Source organism: Microbispora sp. NBC_01389, assembly GCF_045040095.1.
Classification (GTDB): domain Bacteria; phylum Actinomycetota; class Actinomycetes; order Streptosporangiales; family Streptosporangiaceae; genus Microbispora.
The window spans coordinates 7,002,829-7,018,553 of record NZ_CP109552.1 but is presented as its reverse complement, the minus strand read 5'-3'; the positions used below and the strand labels follow the sequence as shown (position 1 = coordinate 7,018,553).

The 15,725-nt window shown below is 71.9% G+C and carries 14 protein-coding genes; 10 read left to right on the top strand and 4 right to left on the bottom strand.

Annotation, left to right across the window (positions count from 1 at the left end; all coding sequences use genetic code 11):
• Nucleotides 1-27: 27 nt before the first annotated feature.
• A complete protein-coding gene (locus OG344_RS30955) occupies nt 28-3,405 on the bottom strand; it encodes an OmpL47-type beta-barrel domain-containing protein (protein ID WP_405086122.1) in 3,378 nt (1,125 codons plus the stop codon).
• Between the two features lie 115 nt (nt 3,406-3,520).
• Entirely contained in the window at nt 3,521-3,682 is a 162-nt protein-coding gene (locus tag OG344_RS30950; protein WP_405086121.1) for a hypothetical protein, read from the bottom strand.
• A 405-nt stretch (nt 3,683-4,087) separates the two neighbouring features.
• Here OG344_RS30950 and OG344_RS30945 point away from each other — a divergent pair, with 405 nt between their 5' ends.
• From OG344_RS30945 to OG344_RS30915, 7 genes are read left to right on the top strand one after another with little or no spacing between them, the layout of a single operon-like run.
• Nucleotides 4,088-5,290 carry an inositol-3-phosphate synthase gene (locus OG344_RS30945; RefSeq protein WP_405086120.1) on the top strand — a complete coding sequence of 401 codons (1,203 nt, stop codon included), beginning with the start codon at nt 4,088-4,090 and terminating at the stop codon, nt 5,288-5,290.
• Nucleotides 5,287-6,156: an SCO3242 family prenyltransferase gene (locus OG344_RS30940; protein ID WP_405086119.1), complete on the top strand. Its 870-nt coding sequence runs from the start codon at nt 5,287-5,289 to the stop codon at nt 6,154-6,156. The genes OG344_RS30945 and OG344_RS30940 overlap by 4 nt, the downstream gene beginning before the upstream one ends.
• Entirely contained in the window at nt 6,153-7,019 is an 867-nt protein-coding gene (locus OG344_RS30935) for a sugar phosphate isomerase/epimerase family protein (RefSeq protein ID WP_405086118.1), read from the top strand. Before OG344_RS30940 ends, OG344_RS30935 begins: the two co-directional genes overlap by 4 nt.
• A complete protein-coding gene (locus OG344_RS30930; protein WP_405086117.1) occupies nt 6,985-7,488 on the top strand; it encodes an EboA domain-containing protein in 504 nt (167 codons plus the stop codon). Before OG344_RS30935 ends, OG344_RS30930 begins: the two co-directional genes overlap by 35 nt.
• Before the next feature lie 5 nt (nt 7,489-7,493).
• Nucleotides 7,494-8,336 carry a TatD family hydrolase gene (locus tag OG344_RS30925; protein WP_405086116.1) on the top strand — a complete coding sequence of 281 codons (843 nt, stop codon included), beginning with the start codon at nt 7,494-7,496 and terminating at the stop codon, nt 8,334-8,336.
• Between the two features lie 2 nt (nt 8,337-8,338).
• The gene (eboE, locus tag OG344_RS30920; protein WP_405086115.1) at nt 8,339-9,469 is read left to right on the top strand and encodes a metabolite traffic protein EboE; all 1,131 of its coding nucleotides are present in this window, start codon (nt 8,339-8,341) and stop codon (nt 9,467-9,469) included.
• On the top strand, nt 9,469-10,794 hold the full coding sequence (locus tag OG344_RS30915) for an alkaline phosphatase family protein (protein ID WP_327046735.1): 1,326 nt from the start codon (nt 9,469-9,471) through the stop codon (nt 10,792-10,794). The genes eboE and OG344_RS30915 overlap by 1 nt, the downstream gene beginning before the upstream one ends.
• Before the next feature lie 86 nt (nt 10,795-10,880).
• Here OG344_RS30915 and OG344_RS30910 read toward each other — a convergent pair whose 3' ends face one another.
• A complete protein-coding gene (locus OG344_RS30910) occupies nt 10,881-12,071 on the bottom strand; it encodes an ROK family protein (RefSeq protein ID WP_405086114.1) in 1,191 nt (396 codons plus the stop codon).
• A gap of 230 nt (nt 12,072-12,301) precedes the next feature.
• On the opposite strand from OG344_RS30910, the gene hemG reads away from it, so the two are divergent.
• The 3 genes from hemG (at nt 12,302) to OG344_RS30895 (ending at nt 15,214) form a co-directional block, all read left to right on the top strand.
• Nucleotides 12,302-13,750 carry a protoporphyrinogen oxidase gene (gene hemG, locus OG344_RS30905; protein WP_405086113.1) on the top strand — a complete coding sequence of 483 codons (1,449 nt, stop codon included), beginning with the start codon at nt 12,302-12,304 and terminating at the stop codon, nt 13,748-13,750.
• Nucleotides 13,751-13,779: 29 nt separating this feature from the next.
• Nucleotides 13,780-14,481 (top strand): hydrogen peroxide-dependent heme synthase, encoded by a 702-nt coding sequence (gene hemQ / locus OG344_RS30900; protein WP_327046732.1) that lies wholly within the window; start codon nt 13,780-13,782, stop codon nt 14,479-14,481.
• Nucleotides 14,482-14,620: 139 nt separating this feature from the next.
• Nucleotides 14,621-15,214 carry a hypothetical protein gene (locus tag OG344_RS30895; protein ID WP_405086112.1) on the top strand — a complete coding sequence of 198 codons (594 nt, stop codon included), beginning with the start codon at nt 14,621-14,623 and terminating at the stop codon, nt 15,212-15,214.
• A 47-nt stretch (nt 15,215-15,261) separates the two neighbouring features.
• Here the strand turns inward: OG344_RS30895 and msrB are convergent, their stop codons facing one another.
• Nucleotides 15,262-15,663 carry a peptide-methionine (R)-S-oxide reductase MsrB gene (gene msrB / locus OG344_RS30890; RefSeq protein WP_327046730.1) on the bottom strand — a complete coding sequence of 134 codons (402 nt, stop codon included), beginning with the start codon at nt 15,661-15,663 and terminating at the stop codon, nt 15,262-15,264.
• Nucleotides 15,664-15,725 lie beyond the last annotated feature (62 nt).

Genomic DNA, 15,725 nt, shown 5'->3' with positions numbered 1-15,725 from the left:
TGTGGACCGTGGTCACCGCCGGTGCGGTCAGCCGCAGGTGATCGCGTTGTAGGAGGCGTCGTAGGACGAGGTGACCTGCTTGCCGCCGATCGTCGCGGTTCCCCTCACGGTCACCTTGCCCGCGTCGATCTGCCCGGCCCGGGTGTTGAAGGACTGGTAGGCCTGCTTGCCCGGAGCCACGTCGGCCACCGTCTTGGAACCGTACGGAGTGGTCAGCGCCACGGTCGCCGGCACGTCACCGTTGTTGACGGCCGTGACCGCCAGATACGCGGAGGTGCCGATGCAGCGGGACGTGGCGGTGATGGTCAGCTCGACCTGCGGCGAGGACGGCATGGAGATCGTCAGCGTGAGCGTCTTGGCCTCCTCGACGTTCCCGGCCTTGTCGGTCGAGCGGTAGGCCAGCGTGTGCGAGCCGTCGCCCGTGACGTTCAGCGGCTCGGTGTAGGCGGTCCAGTCGCCGCCGTCGAGGCGGTACTCGGTCTTGTCGACCTCGCTGCCCTTGTCCTTGTCGACGGCCTTCAGCGTGACCGAGACCGGACCGGTGAACGAGCCGCCCTCCGGCTGCGCCGGGTCGGTCGTCGCGGTCGTCACCGGCGCGGTCTTGTCGATCTTCACTGTGACGGTGCCGATCTGGGAGACGTTGCCGGCGCTGTCGGTCGCGCGGTAGCGGACCTCCGTGACGCCCTCGGTGCTCAGGGTCACCGCGTTGTTCGCGTTCTGCCAGGTGGCGCCGCCGTTGACCGAGTACTGCCGGCTCGCGACCGTGCCGTTGTCGGTCGCGGTGACCGTCAGCGTCACGTTGCCCTTGTACCAGCCGTTGCCACCGGTCGGCTGGGCCGGGTTGAGCGTGGCCGTCACGGTCGGCGGGGTCTTGTCGGCGACGCCGTCGCCCACGAAGGTGAACGCGTCCACGTCCACGCCGCCGGTGGAGGTGACGTAGAGCTTTCCGCTGCCCGAGGGGGCGTTCTTCAGGTCGGTGGTCACCGTCTGCCAGCCGGACCCGGCCGGGATGCCGACCGTCGCGAACGGGTTCGCCGTCGGCGAGTTCCAGCGCAGCGACAGGGTGCCCGCGCCGCTGGCCACGGTCTTCATCGAGGTGATGCCGGCGAAGTTGACCGGGTCGTAGGCGATGTGGTCACCGGCGTCGAACGAGGTGATCTTCGAGAGGCCGGAGGCCGTCGCGTCCTGGGTCCTGGTCACGCCCTGGAGTTCGTCCGCGTGCTCGGCCTGCATGAGCTTGGGGTTGAGGATGAGCGCCGCGTCACTCGTCGCGGGCGGGATGTCGCCGTGGCCGTTGTCCTTGTAGCTCACCACGACCACGCCGAAGATGTTCTCGGTCACGCCGTGCTCGGGCGCGTCCGCCGGGGTCGCCCAGGTCACGGTGCAGCCTGTGCCGGTGGTGATCGGGTGGGCGTGCGTGTCGTGGCCGAGGCCGAACGTCCACTGGACCCGGCTGCAGGTCGGGTTGTCGCCGTCCTCCTTGTCGGTGACCTTGACCGTGAGCGGCACGCCGTCGCCCCAGTCGATGAAGCCGCCGTCGCCGGGGGTGGTGATGCTCACCTGGGGCGCGGTGTTGCCCACGGTGATCTCGATGCTCGTCAGCCCGAACTTGCCCTGCGCGTCGGTGACCCGGAGCCTGGCGATGTACTGGCCGGGCTTGTCGTAGGTGTGGGTCGCCGTCACGCCCTGGGCGTCGAAGGTGCCGTCGCCGTCGAAGTCCCACTCGTAGGTCAGTTCGCCGGGCTCGGTGTCGGTGGACTTGGCGCCGCTGAACTGGACGGTGAGCGGCGCGTCGCTGCTCGAGTTCCGGTCGACGGTGATCTTCGCCTGAGGAGCCTTGTTGCCGGGCGAGTAGTCGATGCGGTACAGCCCCGCCTCGGGGTTCTCCCGGAAGAAGCTGCTGCCGTACTCGAGCACGTACAGCGAGCCGTCGGGGCCGAACTCCAGGTCCATCGGGCCGTCGGTGATGGGCTGCGCCGCCGCCTTGAGTTCGCTGTTCGGCAGGAAGTGCTCGATGTTGGTGACCGGGCCGTCCGGTCCCGCGGCGGTGAAGGCCGCGAGGTAGTCCTGGGAGAACTCACCGAAGAAGTACTTCTTGTCCCAGTAGGCCGGGAGCTTGGTCTGCGAGGGGTTGTCCGGGTCGTAGTGGTAGACCGGTCCGCCCATCGGGCCCTGGCCGTTCTGCTTCGGGTCGAACTCGGTCAGCCCGGACCACTCCGCCGGCTGGTCGCCGGCGCGGTCGCCGTAGTAGAGGGTCGAGGGGAATCCGGGCGGAAGCTGCTCCAGGCCGGTGTTCCACCGGGAGGTGTTCTTCGGCCCCCCGGCGCAGTCGAACCACTCGCGCGGCTTGGAGGTCGCGTAGTCCCAGTTGTTGTAGTTGAAGTTGTGGCCCGTGCAGTACGGCCAGCCCGCGTTCACCGGCTTGTTGAGCGGGACCATGTTCCACTCGACGTAGCCCATCGGCCCGCGGTTGGGGTCGGCGGCGCCGGCGTCCGGTCCGTAGTCGCCCCACGCCACCGTGCCGTTGATCGAGTCGACGTCCATGCGGAACGGGTTCCGCACGCCCATGATGAAGATCTCGGGCCTGGTCTTGGCCGTGCCCTTAGGGAACAGGTTGCCGTCGGGGACCGTGTAGGAGCCGTCCTCCTGCACCTTGATCCGCAGGATCTTGCCCCGCAGGTCGTTGCTGTTGCCCGCGCCGCGGCGGGAGTCGAAGCCCGGGTTCATGCCGGGGGCGTCGTTGTTGGGCGCCATGCCGTTGGCGCCGGGGGCGCTGGCCGGGGTGTTGTCACCGGTAGCCAGGTAGAAATTGCCCTGTGCGTCCCAGTCGAAGTCTCCCGCGACGTGGCAGCACTGCCCGCGGTTGGTCTCGACCTTGATGACGACCTGCTCGGTGGACAGGTCGAGCTTGTCGCCGGTCCACTTGAACCGGGAGATCTGGTTGTAGCCCTTCCACTGGTTCCAGTAGGACTCGTCCGCGCCCGCGGGCAGGGAGTTGGGCGACGAGCCGGCCGGGGTCTCCGCCGGGTACGGCGCGGTCATCTTCCGGGGCGCGTAGTAGACGTAGACCCACTTGTTGAGCTCGAAGTCTGGGTCGACGCCGATCGTCTGGAGCCCGTCTTCGGAGTTGTTGTAGACGTCGATCGTGTTGACGATCCTGGTGACGCCGGTGGCGGGGTCGGTCAGCCGGACGGCGCCGTTGCGGGCGGTGTGCAGGACACGGCCGTCCGGCAGGACCGCCATGTCGATCGGCTCGCCGACGTTCTTGGTGAGGGTGACCTTCTCGTAGTTCTCCCAGTGCAGGGCGGGTTCGTCCTGCGCCTGGGCGGGTGCGGCGGTGAACGCCGCGAACGGGAGTGTCAGTGCTGCGGCGAGACCACCGAGCAGGATGCGAGTACGCTTCAAATCCGCTGCGCCTCTTCTCTTCTTGGGGGGTGGCAAGGCAACGGCGGGCCGCCACGAGTGCCGCTGCGAACGAACACGTGGCGGTCCGCCGATACTCGTCGGCTGATGAGGATCGTCAGCCGCGAAGCTTGGCGATGTCGTTGTGGCCGAGCGCCGCGTGCTGGAGCGGCTGGCCCGGGTTGCCGTCGGGCGCGGCGTAGTTCTTGGCGAACTCCACCTGCGCGTAGCCGATCAGGAAGTTGCCGGCGGTCTCCAGCTCTTCTTCGCCCGCACTCATCTGTCTTACCGACTCCATCTGCGTGAGACCACCTGGACCCGCGATCTGTGCGCCGCTCCTCGTGGAGCGGATCGGAGGTCAGGTGGTGCGGAGCACTTGACGATCAAGTTACGCCTCTTTTGCTCGCCGTGGAAGAAGTTTCGTCATGATCCTTTTAACTTTCTTCCGTCGGAGGACAAAGTCTGTCGGGGGTGGTCGTGCGACCAGGGATTTCGGGGTGGAGCGCGAGGGGCGGCCGGGGTGGCGGACGATCTTCCGCACGATCTTCCGCACATCGCCGCATCGCAGGTAGATGAACTTTGTGTAGCAAGGTGGAAACTTTTGCTTGTGCGTGGCAAAAGATCCCAATTAGTATCCGAATGTTCCGGGGTCATCCTTCATACCCGAGTTGACGGGAGAGTCATAGTGCCCATCGGTGTCTGGCTGGTCGGCGCCCGGGGGTCCGTCGCGACCACGGCAGTGGTCGGAGCGGCGGCGGTACGGGCGGGAGCCGCCCTGCCCACGGGTTGCGTCATCGAGGCCGCCGGCTTCCCCGGCGACTTCCCGCCCCTGGCCGACCTGGTGTTCGGCGGCCACGACGTGGTCGGTACGCCGCTGCGTAAGAGGGCCGAACTGCTCGCCCAGGCGGGCGTGCTTCCTCCCGCCCTGACGACTCTGCTCTCGGCGGACATCGACGCCGCCGAGGCCGAGATCCGGCACGGCTACGTGCCCGGCGTGGAGACCCAGGCGGAGGCCGCGCGCCGCCTCGCCGGCGACATCGCGGACTTCCGCGAGCGGCACGGCCTCTCCCGCGTGGTCGTGGTGGACGTGTCCTCCACCGAGCCGCCGGCCGAGGTGCCGTACGCCCGGCTCGCCGACCTGGAGGAGGCCCTCGAGTCCGGGGCGGACGCGCTGCCGCCCAGCTCCCTCTACGCCTACGCGGCCTTCCTGACCGGCAGCGGTTACGTGGCGTTCACGCCGTCCGCCGGCCCGACGCCGCCCGCGCTGGACGAGCTGGCGCGGCGCAACGGCGCGCCGTACGCGGGACGCGACGGCAAGACGGGGGAGACGCTGATCAAGAGCGCGCTCGCGCCGATGTTCGCCGGCCGCGCGCTGCGGGTCCGCTCGTGGTCGGGGCTCAACCTGCTCGGCGGCGGCGACGGCGCCACGCTGGCCGACCCCGCGGCCCGGGCGAGCAAGTCGGCGAGCAAGGCGCGCGCCGTCCCCGCGATCGTGGGCGAGGACGTCGAGGGCCTGACGCACATCGACTACGTCTCCGACCTGGGGGAGTGGAAGACCGCCTGGGACCACATCACGTTCGAGGGGTTCCTCGGCGTGCGGATGACCATGCAGTTCACCTGGCAGGGGTGCGACTCGACGCTGGCCGCCCCGCTCATCCTCGACCTCGTCCGCCTCGTCGCGCGGGCGCAGGAGGCCGGGCACAGCGGCGTGCTGCCCGAGCTCGGCTACTTCTTCAAGGACCCGCTGGGCGGCGCCGGGCACGACCTGCCCGCCCAGTACGCCCGGCTGGTCGAGTTCGCCCGGTCACTCGCGGGTGAGGCCGTGACGGACGAGGCTGTGACGGACGAGGCTGTGACGGACGAGACACCGACGGGCGACCGGCCATGAGGGCCTGGCTGGAGCTGGTCCGCGCGCCCGCCGCGCTGTCCGTCCCCGGCGACACGCTCGCGGGGGCGGCCGCGGCGGGGCGGGCCGCCCGGCCCGGCCTCGCCGCCGCCTCGGTGCTGCTCTACTGGGCCGGCATGGCGCTGAACGACTGGTCCGACCGCGAGCTCGACGCGGTGGAGCGGCCGGAGCGGCCGATCCCCTCCGGCCGGATCAGCCCGGCGGGGGCGCTCGGGGTCGCCGCCGCGCTGACCGGCGCCGGGGTGGCCGCCGCCGGGATCTTCGGCGGCCGACGCGGGCTGGTGATCGCGGGCCTGCTCGCGGGCTCCGTGTGGGCCTACGACCTCAAGCTCAAGCACACGCCGGCGGGCCCGGCAGCGATGGCGGCCTGCCGCGTGTTCGACGTCCTGCTCGGCGCGGGCCCCGGCACCCGGGCCGCGGCCCCCATGGCCCTGGCCGTCGGCGCGCACACGTACGGGATCACCCTGCTGGGCACCGCCGAGGTCGACGGCGCCGCCCCGTCGACGATCGTCGGCGCGATGGCCGCCACCGGCGCGACCGCCGCGCTGGCCGCCGTCGCCTGCCTCGGCGGCGAGAGCGGCGGCAAGAGCGGCGGCGGGACCGCGGAACGCCTCGCCGCCGCCGGGCTGATCGCCGGGTATCTCGCCACGGCCGGGCGCGCCCAGGTGGCGCTGTGCACCGACCCCGACCCCCAGCACGTACGGCAGGCCGTGCGGATGAGCATCCTCGGCCTGATCCCGCTGCAGGCGGCGGCCGTCGCCGGGCGGGGCAGGCTCGCCCAGGCGGCCGCGCTGCTCGCGGCGCTGCCCGCCGGCCGGTGGCTGTCGGCGAAGGTGGCCACGTCGTGAGCGTCCCCCTGAACAGCGTCCCCGTGAATTGGGCGTACTGCACCAACGGCTTCCGCGACCACCCGCTCGATGAGGCGCTGCGCGTCCTCGCGGGCCTCGGCTACAGCGGCGCGGCGATCACTCTCGACCACGGGCACCTCACCCCCGACGCGCCGCCCGCCGAGGTGGACCGGATCGCGGCGCTGGCGCGGCGGCTCGGCCTCGCCCTGACCGTCGAGACCGGGGGCAGGTACACGCTCGACTCCCGGCGCAAGCACTTCCCGACGTTGCTGCACAGCGAGGGGGAGGCGCGGGCGGACCTGATCCGCCGCGCCATGCGGATCGCGGCCGACCTCGGCGCCCCGGTGGTGCACTTCTGGAGCGGCATCCGGCCGCCGGAGGTGCCCGAGGCGGAGGCGTGGGACCGGCTCGCCCGGCACTGCGAGCGCCTGCTCTCCGAGGCGGACCGGGTGGGCGTCACGCTCGGGTTCGAGCCGGAGCCGGGGATGCTCGTGCAGGACCTCGCCGGGTACGAACGGCTGCGCGGCCTGCTCGGCGGGCACCCCCGCTTCGGCCTCACCCTCGACATCGGGCACTGCCGCTGCCTGGAGCCGTACGACGTGCCCGAGTGCGTCGAGCGGGCCAGGCCCTATCTGGTCCACGTGCAGATCGAGGACATGCGGCGGGGCGTGCACGAACACCTCGAGTTCGGCGAGGGCGAGATCGACTTCCCGCCCGCGCTCGCCGCCCTCGACGGCTTCGGCGGCCTCGTGGCCGTCGAGCTCGCGCGGCACAGCCACGCGGCGCCCGATGTGGCGAGAAGGTCGATCGAATTCCTGAGGAGGGCACATGACCTGGCTGGCGCGGGCCGTAGCCGACGTTGAGCGCGACCCGGAGACCGTCCGCGCGCTGTTCCCGAGGGCCGCGCGGGACGGCGGCCCCGGCGCCCGCGCCGAGCTGCTGAGAGCGCTCGCGAAGGCCGGGCAGGAGCCGGCGGAGGCCGTCACGAGGCTCTACTGGCAGGGTGACGCCGCCGAGCGGCTGGACATCCTGCGGGCGCTCCCGGACCTCGATCTGGGCCCGGCCGCCCTGCCGCTCGTGCACGACGCCCTGCGTACCAACGACACCCGGCTGGTCGCCGCCGCGCTCGGCCCGTACGGCTCGGCCTGGCTGGACGACCACGCCTTCCGGCAGGGTGTGCTCAAGTGCGTCTTCATGTCCGTTCCGCTCGCGTCGGTCGAGGGCCTCGACCGGCGCTTCGACGAGGAGCTGCGGCGGATGCTCGCGGACTTCGCCGCCGAGCGCCGCGCGGCCGGACGTCCCGTTCCCCCCGACGTTCTCGAGAGGCTCTGATTCTGATGCGGATCTTCGATCCCCACGTCCACATGACGTCCCGCACGACCGACGACTACGAGCGCATGTACGCCGCCGGGGTCCGGGCGATCGTGGAGCCGGCCTTCTGGCTGGGCCAGCCGCGCACCAACGTCGGGAGCTTCCTCGACTACTTCGACGCGCTGCTGGGCTGGGAGCCCTACCGGGCCGCGCAGTACGGCATCCGCCACTACTGCACGCTCGCGCTCAACCCCAAGGAGGCCAACGACCCGCGGTGCCTCGGCGTGCTGGACGAGCTGTCCCGCTACCTGCTGAAGGACTCGGTCGTCGCGGTCGGCGAGACGGGCTACGACTCCATGACGCAGGAGGAGGAGCGCGTCTTCGAGGCCCAGCTCGCGCTGGCCGAGGAGCACGGCCTGCCGGTGCTCGTGCACACGCCGCACCGCGACAAGGCCGCGGGCACCCGCCGCACGCTCGACGTGGTCAAGGCGGTCGACCCGGGGAAGGTGCTCGTCGACCACCTCAACGAGCTGACCGTCGGCATGGTCCACGAGGCCGGCTGCTGGATGGGCTTCTCGATCTACCCCGACACCAAGATGGACCCGGACCGCATGGTCGCGATCCTCAAGGAGTACGGCACCGAGCGGATGATCGTGAACTCGGCCGCCGACTGGGGGCGCAGCGACGTGCTGAAGACCCGCGAAGTCGGCGAGGCCATGCTGGCCGCCGGGTTCACCGACGACGACGTGGACCAGGTGCTGTGGCGCAACCCGGTGGCCTTCTACGGCCAGAGCGGGCGCCTGGTTCTGGACGACGTCGAGTCCGGCGGCGACTACGAGGGCAACACGATCCTGCGCGGGACGCGCTGACCATGCGCCTGCGTCATCCCGCCGGTCCCGTCGTCCACCTGGCCTACTGCACCAACGTCCACCCCGCCGAGGACCTCGCGGGGATCCACGAGCAGCTCACCGGGGTCGCCGCGCGGGTGCGCGCGCTGACCGGCGCCGGGCGGCTCGGCCTCGGCCTGTGGCTGTCGCGGCGCGCCGCCCGCGCGCTCCGCGACGACCCCGCCGAGCTCGCCCGGCTGCGCGCCCGGCTGGACGAGCAGGGGTTGGAGGTCGTCACTCTCAACGGCTTCCCGTACGGAGGCTTCCACGACGAGGTCGTGAAGCTCCGGGTCTACCGGCCCGACTGGGCGGAGCCGGAGCGGCTCGCCTACACCCTCGACCTCGCCGAGATCCTCACCGCGCTGCTGCCGGACGACGTGACCGAGGGCTCGATCTCGACCCTGCCCCTCGCCTGGCGCACCGGCTGGACGCCGGCCAAGGCCGCGGCCGTCAACGCCAACCTGGCCGTGCTCGCCCGGGGCCTGCGGGCCCTGGCGGAGCGCACCGGCAAGACGATCCGGGTCGGCTTCGAGCCCGAGCCGGGCTGCGTCGTGGAGACCACCCCCCAGGCGGTGGCGCTGCTCGCCGGCGCCGACCTCGACTACCTCGGCGTCTGCCTGGACGCCTGCCATCTGGCCGTCGGCCTGGAGGAGGCCGCCGACGCGGCGGCTCTGGGGCTCCCGGTCGTCAAGCTCCAGGTCTCGTCCGCGGTGGAGACGCCGCCGGGCGGTCAGCACGCGCTGGCGGCGTACGTGGAGGAGCGCTACCTCCACCAGACCAGGTGCGCGGCGGGCTACACCGACGACCTGCCCGAGGCGCTGGCCGGGGAGCTTCCCGCGGACCTGCCGTGGCGGACGCACTTCCACATGCCCCTGCACGCCGCGCCCCCGCCGCCGCTCACCACCACCTCCTCCTATCTGGAGGACCTGCTGCGGCTGCTGGTGACCCCCACGTCCCCCCAGGGGGACCTCGCCGCCCCCCTCACCCGGCACCTCGAGGTCGAGACCTACACCTGGAGCGTGCTGCCCGGACAGGTGGACATCGCCGAGGGCATCGCCGCCGAGCTGGACTGGACCCGGCGGCGGCTCGCCGCCCTCGGACTTAAGGAGATCTGATGGCGCCCGTCGTCGTCGTCAACGTCGTCGGCCTGACCCCGCGCCTGCTCGCGCACATGCCGAACGTCGCCAAGGTGGGGGCCGCGGCCACCCTGAAGCCCGTGCTGCCCGCGGTGACCTGCACGATGCAGGCCACCCTGCTGACCGGGGCCATGCCGCGCGACCACGGCATCGTGGCCAACGGCTGGTACTTCCGCGACCTCGGCGAGGTCTTCCTGTGGCGGCAGCACAACCGGCTGATCCAGAGCGAGCAGCTGTGGGACGCGGTGCCCGGGATGCGTACGGCCAACGTCTGCTGGTGGTACGCCATGGGCGGCTCCAGCGACTTCATCGTCACCCCCCGGCCCGTCTACTACGCGGACGGCAAGAAGGACCAGGACTGCTACACCCGTCCGCCGTCGCTGCACGACGACCTCGTGGCCGAGCTCGGGGACTTCCCGCTCTTCTCTTATTGGGGGGCGAACGCCAACATCGCCTCGTCCAAGTGGATCATCGCGGCGGCCCGCCGCATCCTCACCCGGGAACGGCCGGACCTGCTGATGGTCTACGTGCCGCACCTCGACTACGACCTGCAGCGGTTCGGCCCGGACGCGCCGCAGGCCGTCGCGGCGGCCCGTGAGGTCGACGCCGCCCTCGCGCCCCTGCTGGCGGAGGACGCCACCTTCGTCGTGGTGTCGGAGTACGGCATCACCAACGCGTCCCGGCCGGTGGACGTGAACCGCGCGCTGCGCCGGGCCGGGCTGCTGGAGGTCTACACCCAGGACGGGATGGAGTATCTCGACCCCTGGGCCTCCCGGGCCTTCGCCGTGTCCGACCACCAGATCGCGCACCTCTACGTGCGCGACCCCGCCGACCTGCCCCGCGTCCGCGACATCGTGGCCGAGCTGCCCGGCGTGGACGAGGTCCTCGGCCAGGAGGGCAAGGCGAGGTACGGCCTCGACCACGACCGGGCCGGCGATCTCGTCGCCGTGGCCGACCCGGACGCCTGGTTCACGTACTACTACTGGCTGTCCGACGACCGCGCGCCGGACTTCGCGAAGCTCGTGGAGATCCACCGCAAGCCCGGATACGATCCGGCCGAGCTGTTCATGGACCCGGACGACCCGTTCGTGAAGCTCCGCGCCGGCGCGGCGCTGGCCCGCAAGAAGCTGGGCTTCCGCTACATGATGTCGGTGGTGCCCCTCGACCCGGCGCCGGTGCGGGGCAGTCACGGCCGCCTGCCCGACACGGCGGCGGACGGGCCGGTGCTGCTGGGCCCGTTCGAGGGCGACTCCTACGCCGCGACGGAGTTCAAGGGCCTGCTGACGCAGCTCCTCAAGGGCTGAGAAACGCCTGTGGTGTGACTGTGGTGGAGTGACCGCGGTACGGCCGCCGCCCCGGAACCGGGGCGGCGGTCTCCGCTGGGGGAGGCTCACTCCGCCGTGAACAGGTGATCGCTGATCAGGCGGGCCGCCCCGACGATTCCGGCGGTCCCGCCGAGCTCCGACAGGACGATGGGCAGGTTGCCGGTCGCCAGCGGCAGGGAGCGCTGGTAGACGACGCTGCGGACCTCCGCGAGCAACGCGTGGCCGAGGCCCGCCACCCCGCCTCCGATGATCACCAGGCCGGGGTTGAAGAAGCTCACCAGTGAGGCGAGCACGAGCCCCACGTGCCGGCCGCCCTCGCGGACCATCCGCACGGCGGCGGCGTCGCCCGAGCCGGCCGCCGCGCCCACGTCCTCGGCGGTGAGCGCGCCCTCGTGCGCGAGCCGGTCGGCGAGGAAGGCGGACTCGCCGGAGCGGGCGGCGGCCAGGGCGTCGCGGGCCAGCGCCGCGCCGCCGAAGTACGCCTCCAGACAGCCGGTGTTGCCGCAGGTGCACAGGGGGCCGTCCTCGTCCACCCGGATGTGGCCGATGTCGCCCGCGCTGCCGGTCACCCCGCGGTAGATCTCGCCGTCCACCACGATGCCGCAGCCGATGCCCGTCCCGATCTTGACGAGCAGGAAGTCGTCGACGGACCTCGCGAGACCCGCGTGCAGCTCGCCGAGCGCCATGATGTTCACGTCGTTGTCCACCAGCACCGGACAGCCGAACTCGCGGGTCAGCGACTCCCGTACGGGGAAGCGGTCCCACCCGGGCATGATCGGGGGCGAGACCGGCGTCCTGTCGCGGAAGCTGACCGGGCCGGGCACGCCGAGGCCGATGCCGTGGATCGCTCCGTGCGTCTCGGCCGTCTCGCCGGTCAGCAGCTTGCCGACGAGCTCCATCGTCTGGTCGAGCACCGCCTCGGGGCCCTCCCGCACGTCGGCCGGCTTCGACAGGTGGCCGAGCACCTCCAGCTCGCCGTTGGTCAAGCCGACGTCGATGGAGGTGGCGCCGATGTCGACGCCGACGAAACGCAGATCCGAGGAGAGGCGGACGATGCCCGAGCGCCGTCCGCCCCGGGACGCCGCGAGGCCTCCGGACTCCACGAGGCCCAGTTGCGTGAGCCGGTCGAGTTCGAGGGCGAGCTTCGACGCGGACAGACGCACCACCTCCCCGAGCTCGGCGCGCGAGCGCGCGCCGTCCTGACGCAGGAGGCGCAGGAGCCGGGCCTGGTGCGGATTCTCGGGGCGAACCGTCATTCGCTTCACGCCGCTCTTCGGGGTCGGGGAAATTTCGGACCGGGCAAACTTCGGAGCCGGGGAAATCGGTTGCAGGGGCTGACTGACTCTACTTCTGCTCTGGCCCTCTCAACTTTATTACAGGACTGTCTGACTTTTAGCCTTGTATGTGAAAAGTTTCTATGAATCTTGCCCATGTGGCGGCCAGGCCAGTGCGGGCTCGGGGCGTACGGGCCGGTAGCTTTGCCCCCATGGGCAGGACGATGGGCAGGACAGCTGACGGGACAGCGGGTCGTCATGTGGTCGTCGTGGGCGCCGGCATCGCGGGCCTGGCCGCGGCGCTGCACCTGAACCGGGCCGAGGCGGGGCTGCGGATCACCGTGCTGGAGGCCGCGCCGAGGATCGGCGGCAAGCTGCACTCCTCGCCCGTCGCGGGAGTGGAGGTCGACGCCGGCGCCGAGTCGATGTTGGCGCGGCGGCCCGAGGGCCGGGAACTGGCCCGGCTCGCCGGCCTCGGCGACGACCTGGCAGGCCCGGGCACGACCCGGGCGGCGGTCCTGTCGCGAGGGTCCCTGCGCCCGCTGCCCAGGCAGCAGGTCATGGGCGTGCCGGCCGACGTGGTCGCGCTCGCCCGCTCGGGCATCCTGTCGCCCGCCGGGCTCGCCCGGGTGCCGCTCGACCAGTTCCTGCCGCCCACGCTCGTGACCGGCGACGTCTCCGTCGCGGCGTACGTGCGCGCCCGGATGGGGAGCGAGGTCGTCGAGCGGCTGGTCGAGCCGCTGCTCGGCGGCGTCTACGCCGGGCGGGCCGAGTCGCTGTCGCTCGACGCGACCATGCCGCGCGTCGCCGCCGCCGCCCGCACCGAGCGGTCCCTGCTGCAGGCCGCGAGGAGCATGCTCGCCGAGGCCCCGGCGGACGCCGGGCCGGTCTTCACGACGCTCAAGAGCGGCATGGGCGCGTTGCCGGCCGCCGTGGCCAAGGAGTCCGGCGCGCAGGTCCGGACCGGCGTCACCGTACGCGACCTTCTCCGCACGCCGGACGGCTGGCGGCTGGTCACCGGCCCCACCCGCGACGAGGAGACGATCGACGCCGACGCCGTCGTCCTCGCGGTCCCGGCGCGGCCCGCCTCCCGGCTGCTGCGGCGCGAGGTGCCGGGGGCGGCGGCGGAGCTGGCCGCGATCGAGTACGCCGGGATGGCGATCGTCACCCTCGCCTATCCTCTGACGGCCTTCCCCGAGCCGCCGGCCGGCAGCGGTTACCTGGTCCCGCCGGTGGAGGGCCGGCCGGTCAAGGCCGCGACGTTCAGCAGCGTCAAGTGGCCCCACCTCGCCGAGGCCGCCCCGGACGTGGTGATCGTCCGGTGCTCGCTCGGCCGGCTGGGGGAGGAGGCCGTGCTCCAGCGCGACGACGCCGAGCTGACGGCCCTGGCGGCGGACGAGATGGCCGAGGTGACGGGCGTGCGCGGGCTGCCGCTCGACACCCGGGTGACCCGCTGGGGCGGCGCGCTCCCGCAGTACGAGGTCGGCCACCTCGACCGGGTGGCCCGGGTGCGGGCCGCGATCGCCGGGCAGCCCGGCCTGGCCGTGTGCGGCGCCGCGTACGACGGCGTCGGCGTCCCGGCCTGCGTCGCCACCGCCCGCACGGCCGCCCGGCTCGTGCTCGACCACCTGCGGGCGGAGCGGGCGGCCCCGGGGGCCTGACCACCTCGCCGTACGGGCAGAATGGAGCCATGACGGAGCCCGCCCCGCGCCCCAAGGCACGCGATCTCAACCTGGTCATCCGCTACACGATGTGGTCGGTCTTCCGGCTGCGCGACCGGCTCCCCGACGCCCGTGAGGGCGTCGCCGAGGAGGTCGACGAGCTGCTCGCCCAGGCGGCGGGCAAGGACGTGACGACGCGCGGCTGCTACGACGTGGCGGGGTTCCGCGCCGACGCGGACTTCATGTTCTGGTGGCACGCCCCCTCCCCGGAGGACCTCCAGGAGACCTACGCCCGCTTCCGCCGTACGGCGCTCGGCCGCGCGAGCGAGCCGGTCTGGTCGGCGATGGCCCTGCACCGGCCCGCGGAGTTCAACAAGTCCCACGTCCCGGCGTTCCTCGCCGACGAGGAGCCCCGCGGCTTCGTCTGCGTCTACCCCTTCGTCCGGTCCCTGGAGTGGTACCTGCTGGAGGACGCCGAGCGCCGCGGGATGCTCGCCGAGCACGGGAAGATGGCCCGCGACTACCCGGACGTGCGGGCCAACACGGTCGCCTGCTTCGCGCTCAACGACTACGAGTGGATGCTGGCCTTCGAAGCCGACGAACTGCACCGCATCGTCGACCTGATGCGCCACCTGCGGGGAGCCGAGGCGAGGCGGCACACCAGGATCGAGATCCCCTTCTACACCGGCACCCGCAAGCCGGTGGGCGAACTCGTCGCCGCGTTGCCCTGAGACATCCGGGCGGGCCCTTTCGGGATGGCACTTCGGGCGAGCACTTCGGGCGAGCACTGGGCGAAACGCCCGAAAGGGACTTGGCGGCGGCTGGACTTTGCCATACTGTGACGAGGGATCTACGTCTAGGTGAGGCAGAGTGTCAAGCGGGCTGGCACGTTCCAGGGGGCGCCGCCGTAAGAGGCGGACCCGTTCACACGTCGTCGAACTGTCGCTCGGAGCGGCCGCCTTCGCCGTCGGGGCGTTCGCGATCGCCGGGCCGCTGTCGCACCCGGACGCGGCTCCGGCGAACCCGGCCGCCGCGCCCGCGCCGCACGCCTCCCCGGCCGGTGAGCTGACCGTCGCCAGCGTCGACACCGGGAAGAAGGCGGACGGCGCGCAGAAGAAGAAGGCGTCGGCGAAGAAGGCGTCGGGACCGTCCAAGTACACCGACGAGAAGGCGGACGCCTACTTCCGCAGCCGGTGGAACGACAAGACGGCCAAGAAGGTCAAGGACATCCGCACCACCGGCCGCTACCTGCGCATCTACACGAGCCTCCCGGAGAACGCCGACAACTCCAAGGCCGCGATCACCCTGTGCAAGCGAGGCCTGGAGTACCTGGCCGAGCGCGGGGAGGTCAACCCCGTGGTGTTCGTCCAGTCCAGGTTCGGCGAGAACGGCAATCCCGTCCTCGCCAACATCCTCGGCCCGGACGACGACGACTGCCGGGTCACCTACCCGAAGCCGCACTGAGCCCCACTGAGCCCCACTGAGCCGCACTGAGCCCCGCTGAGCCGGCCTTATCCGGCCGGTCGCAGGGTCAGGCTGACGGAGTTGATGCAGTACCGGTCGTCGGTCGGCGTGGGATAACCCTCGCCGTGGAACACGTGCCCGAGGTGCGAGTCGCACCGCGCGCAGCGCACCTCGACCCGGCGCGTCCCGAGGGAGTCGTCCTCGTGCAGCGTCACGGCCTCCGACTCCGACGGCTCGAAGAACGACGGCCAGCCGCAGTGCGACTCGAACTTGGCCTCCGACCGGAACAGCTCCGCCCCGCAGGCGCGGCAGGAGTAGACGCCGACGGTCTTGGTGCCGACGTACTCGCCGGTGTAGGGGCGCTCGGTCCCCGCCTGCCGGAGGACGCGGAACTCCTCCGGGGAAAGTCGCGCCCGCCACTCGGCGTCGCTCTTGACGACCTTTTCCATGCTCACCACCCTGTGTCCGGTGGCCCCTCGCGGGGATTACGAAGTGAGGAACCATCAGACCG

Bases quoted from the DNA above. Each gene is read 5' to 3' on its own strand.
- OG344_RS30950 (WP_405086121.1), bottom strand. From the start codon at position 3,682: ATGAGTGCGGGCGAAGAAGAGCTGGAGACCGCCGGCAACTTCCTGATC.
- OG344_RS30940 (WP_405086119.1), top strand. From the start codon at position 5,287: ATGAGGGCCTGGCTGGAGCTGGTCCGCGCGCCCGCCGCGCTGTCCGTC.
- OG344_RS30930 (WP_405086117.1), top strand. From the start codon at position 6,985: ATGACCTGGCTGGCGCGGGCCGTAGCCGACGTTGAGCGCGACCCGGAG.
- OG344_RS30925 (WP_405086116.1), top strand. From the start codon at position 7,494: ATGCGGATCTTCGATCCCCACGTCCACATGACGTCCCGCACGACCGAC.
- eboE (WP_405086115.1), top strand. From the start codon at position 8,339: ATGCGCCTGCGTCATCCCGCCGGTCCCGTCGTCCACCTGGCCTACTGC.
- OG344_RS30915 (WP_327046735.1), top strand. From the start codon at position 9,469: ATGGCGCCCGTCGTCGTCGTCAACGTCGTCGGCCTGACCCCGCGCCTG.
- OG344_RS30910 (WP_405086114.1), bottom strand. From the start codon at position 12,071: ATGACGGTTCGCCCCGAGAATCCGCACCAGGCCCGGCTCCTGCGCCTC.
- hemG (WP_405086113.1), top strand. From the start codon at position 12,302: ATGGGCAGGACGATGGGCAGGACAGCTGACGGGACAGCGGGTCGTCAT.
- hemQ (WP_327046732.1), top strand. From the start codon at position 13,780: ATGACGGAGCCCGCCCCGCGCCCCAAGGCACGCGATCTCAACCTGGTC.
- msrB (WP_327046730.1), bottom strand. From the start codon at position 15,663: ATGGAAAAGGTCGTCAAGAGCGACGCCGAGTGGCGGGCGCGACTTTCC.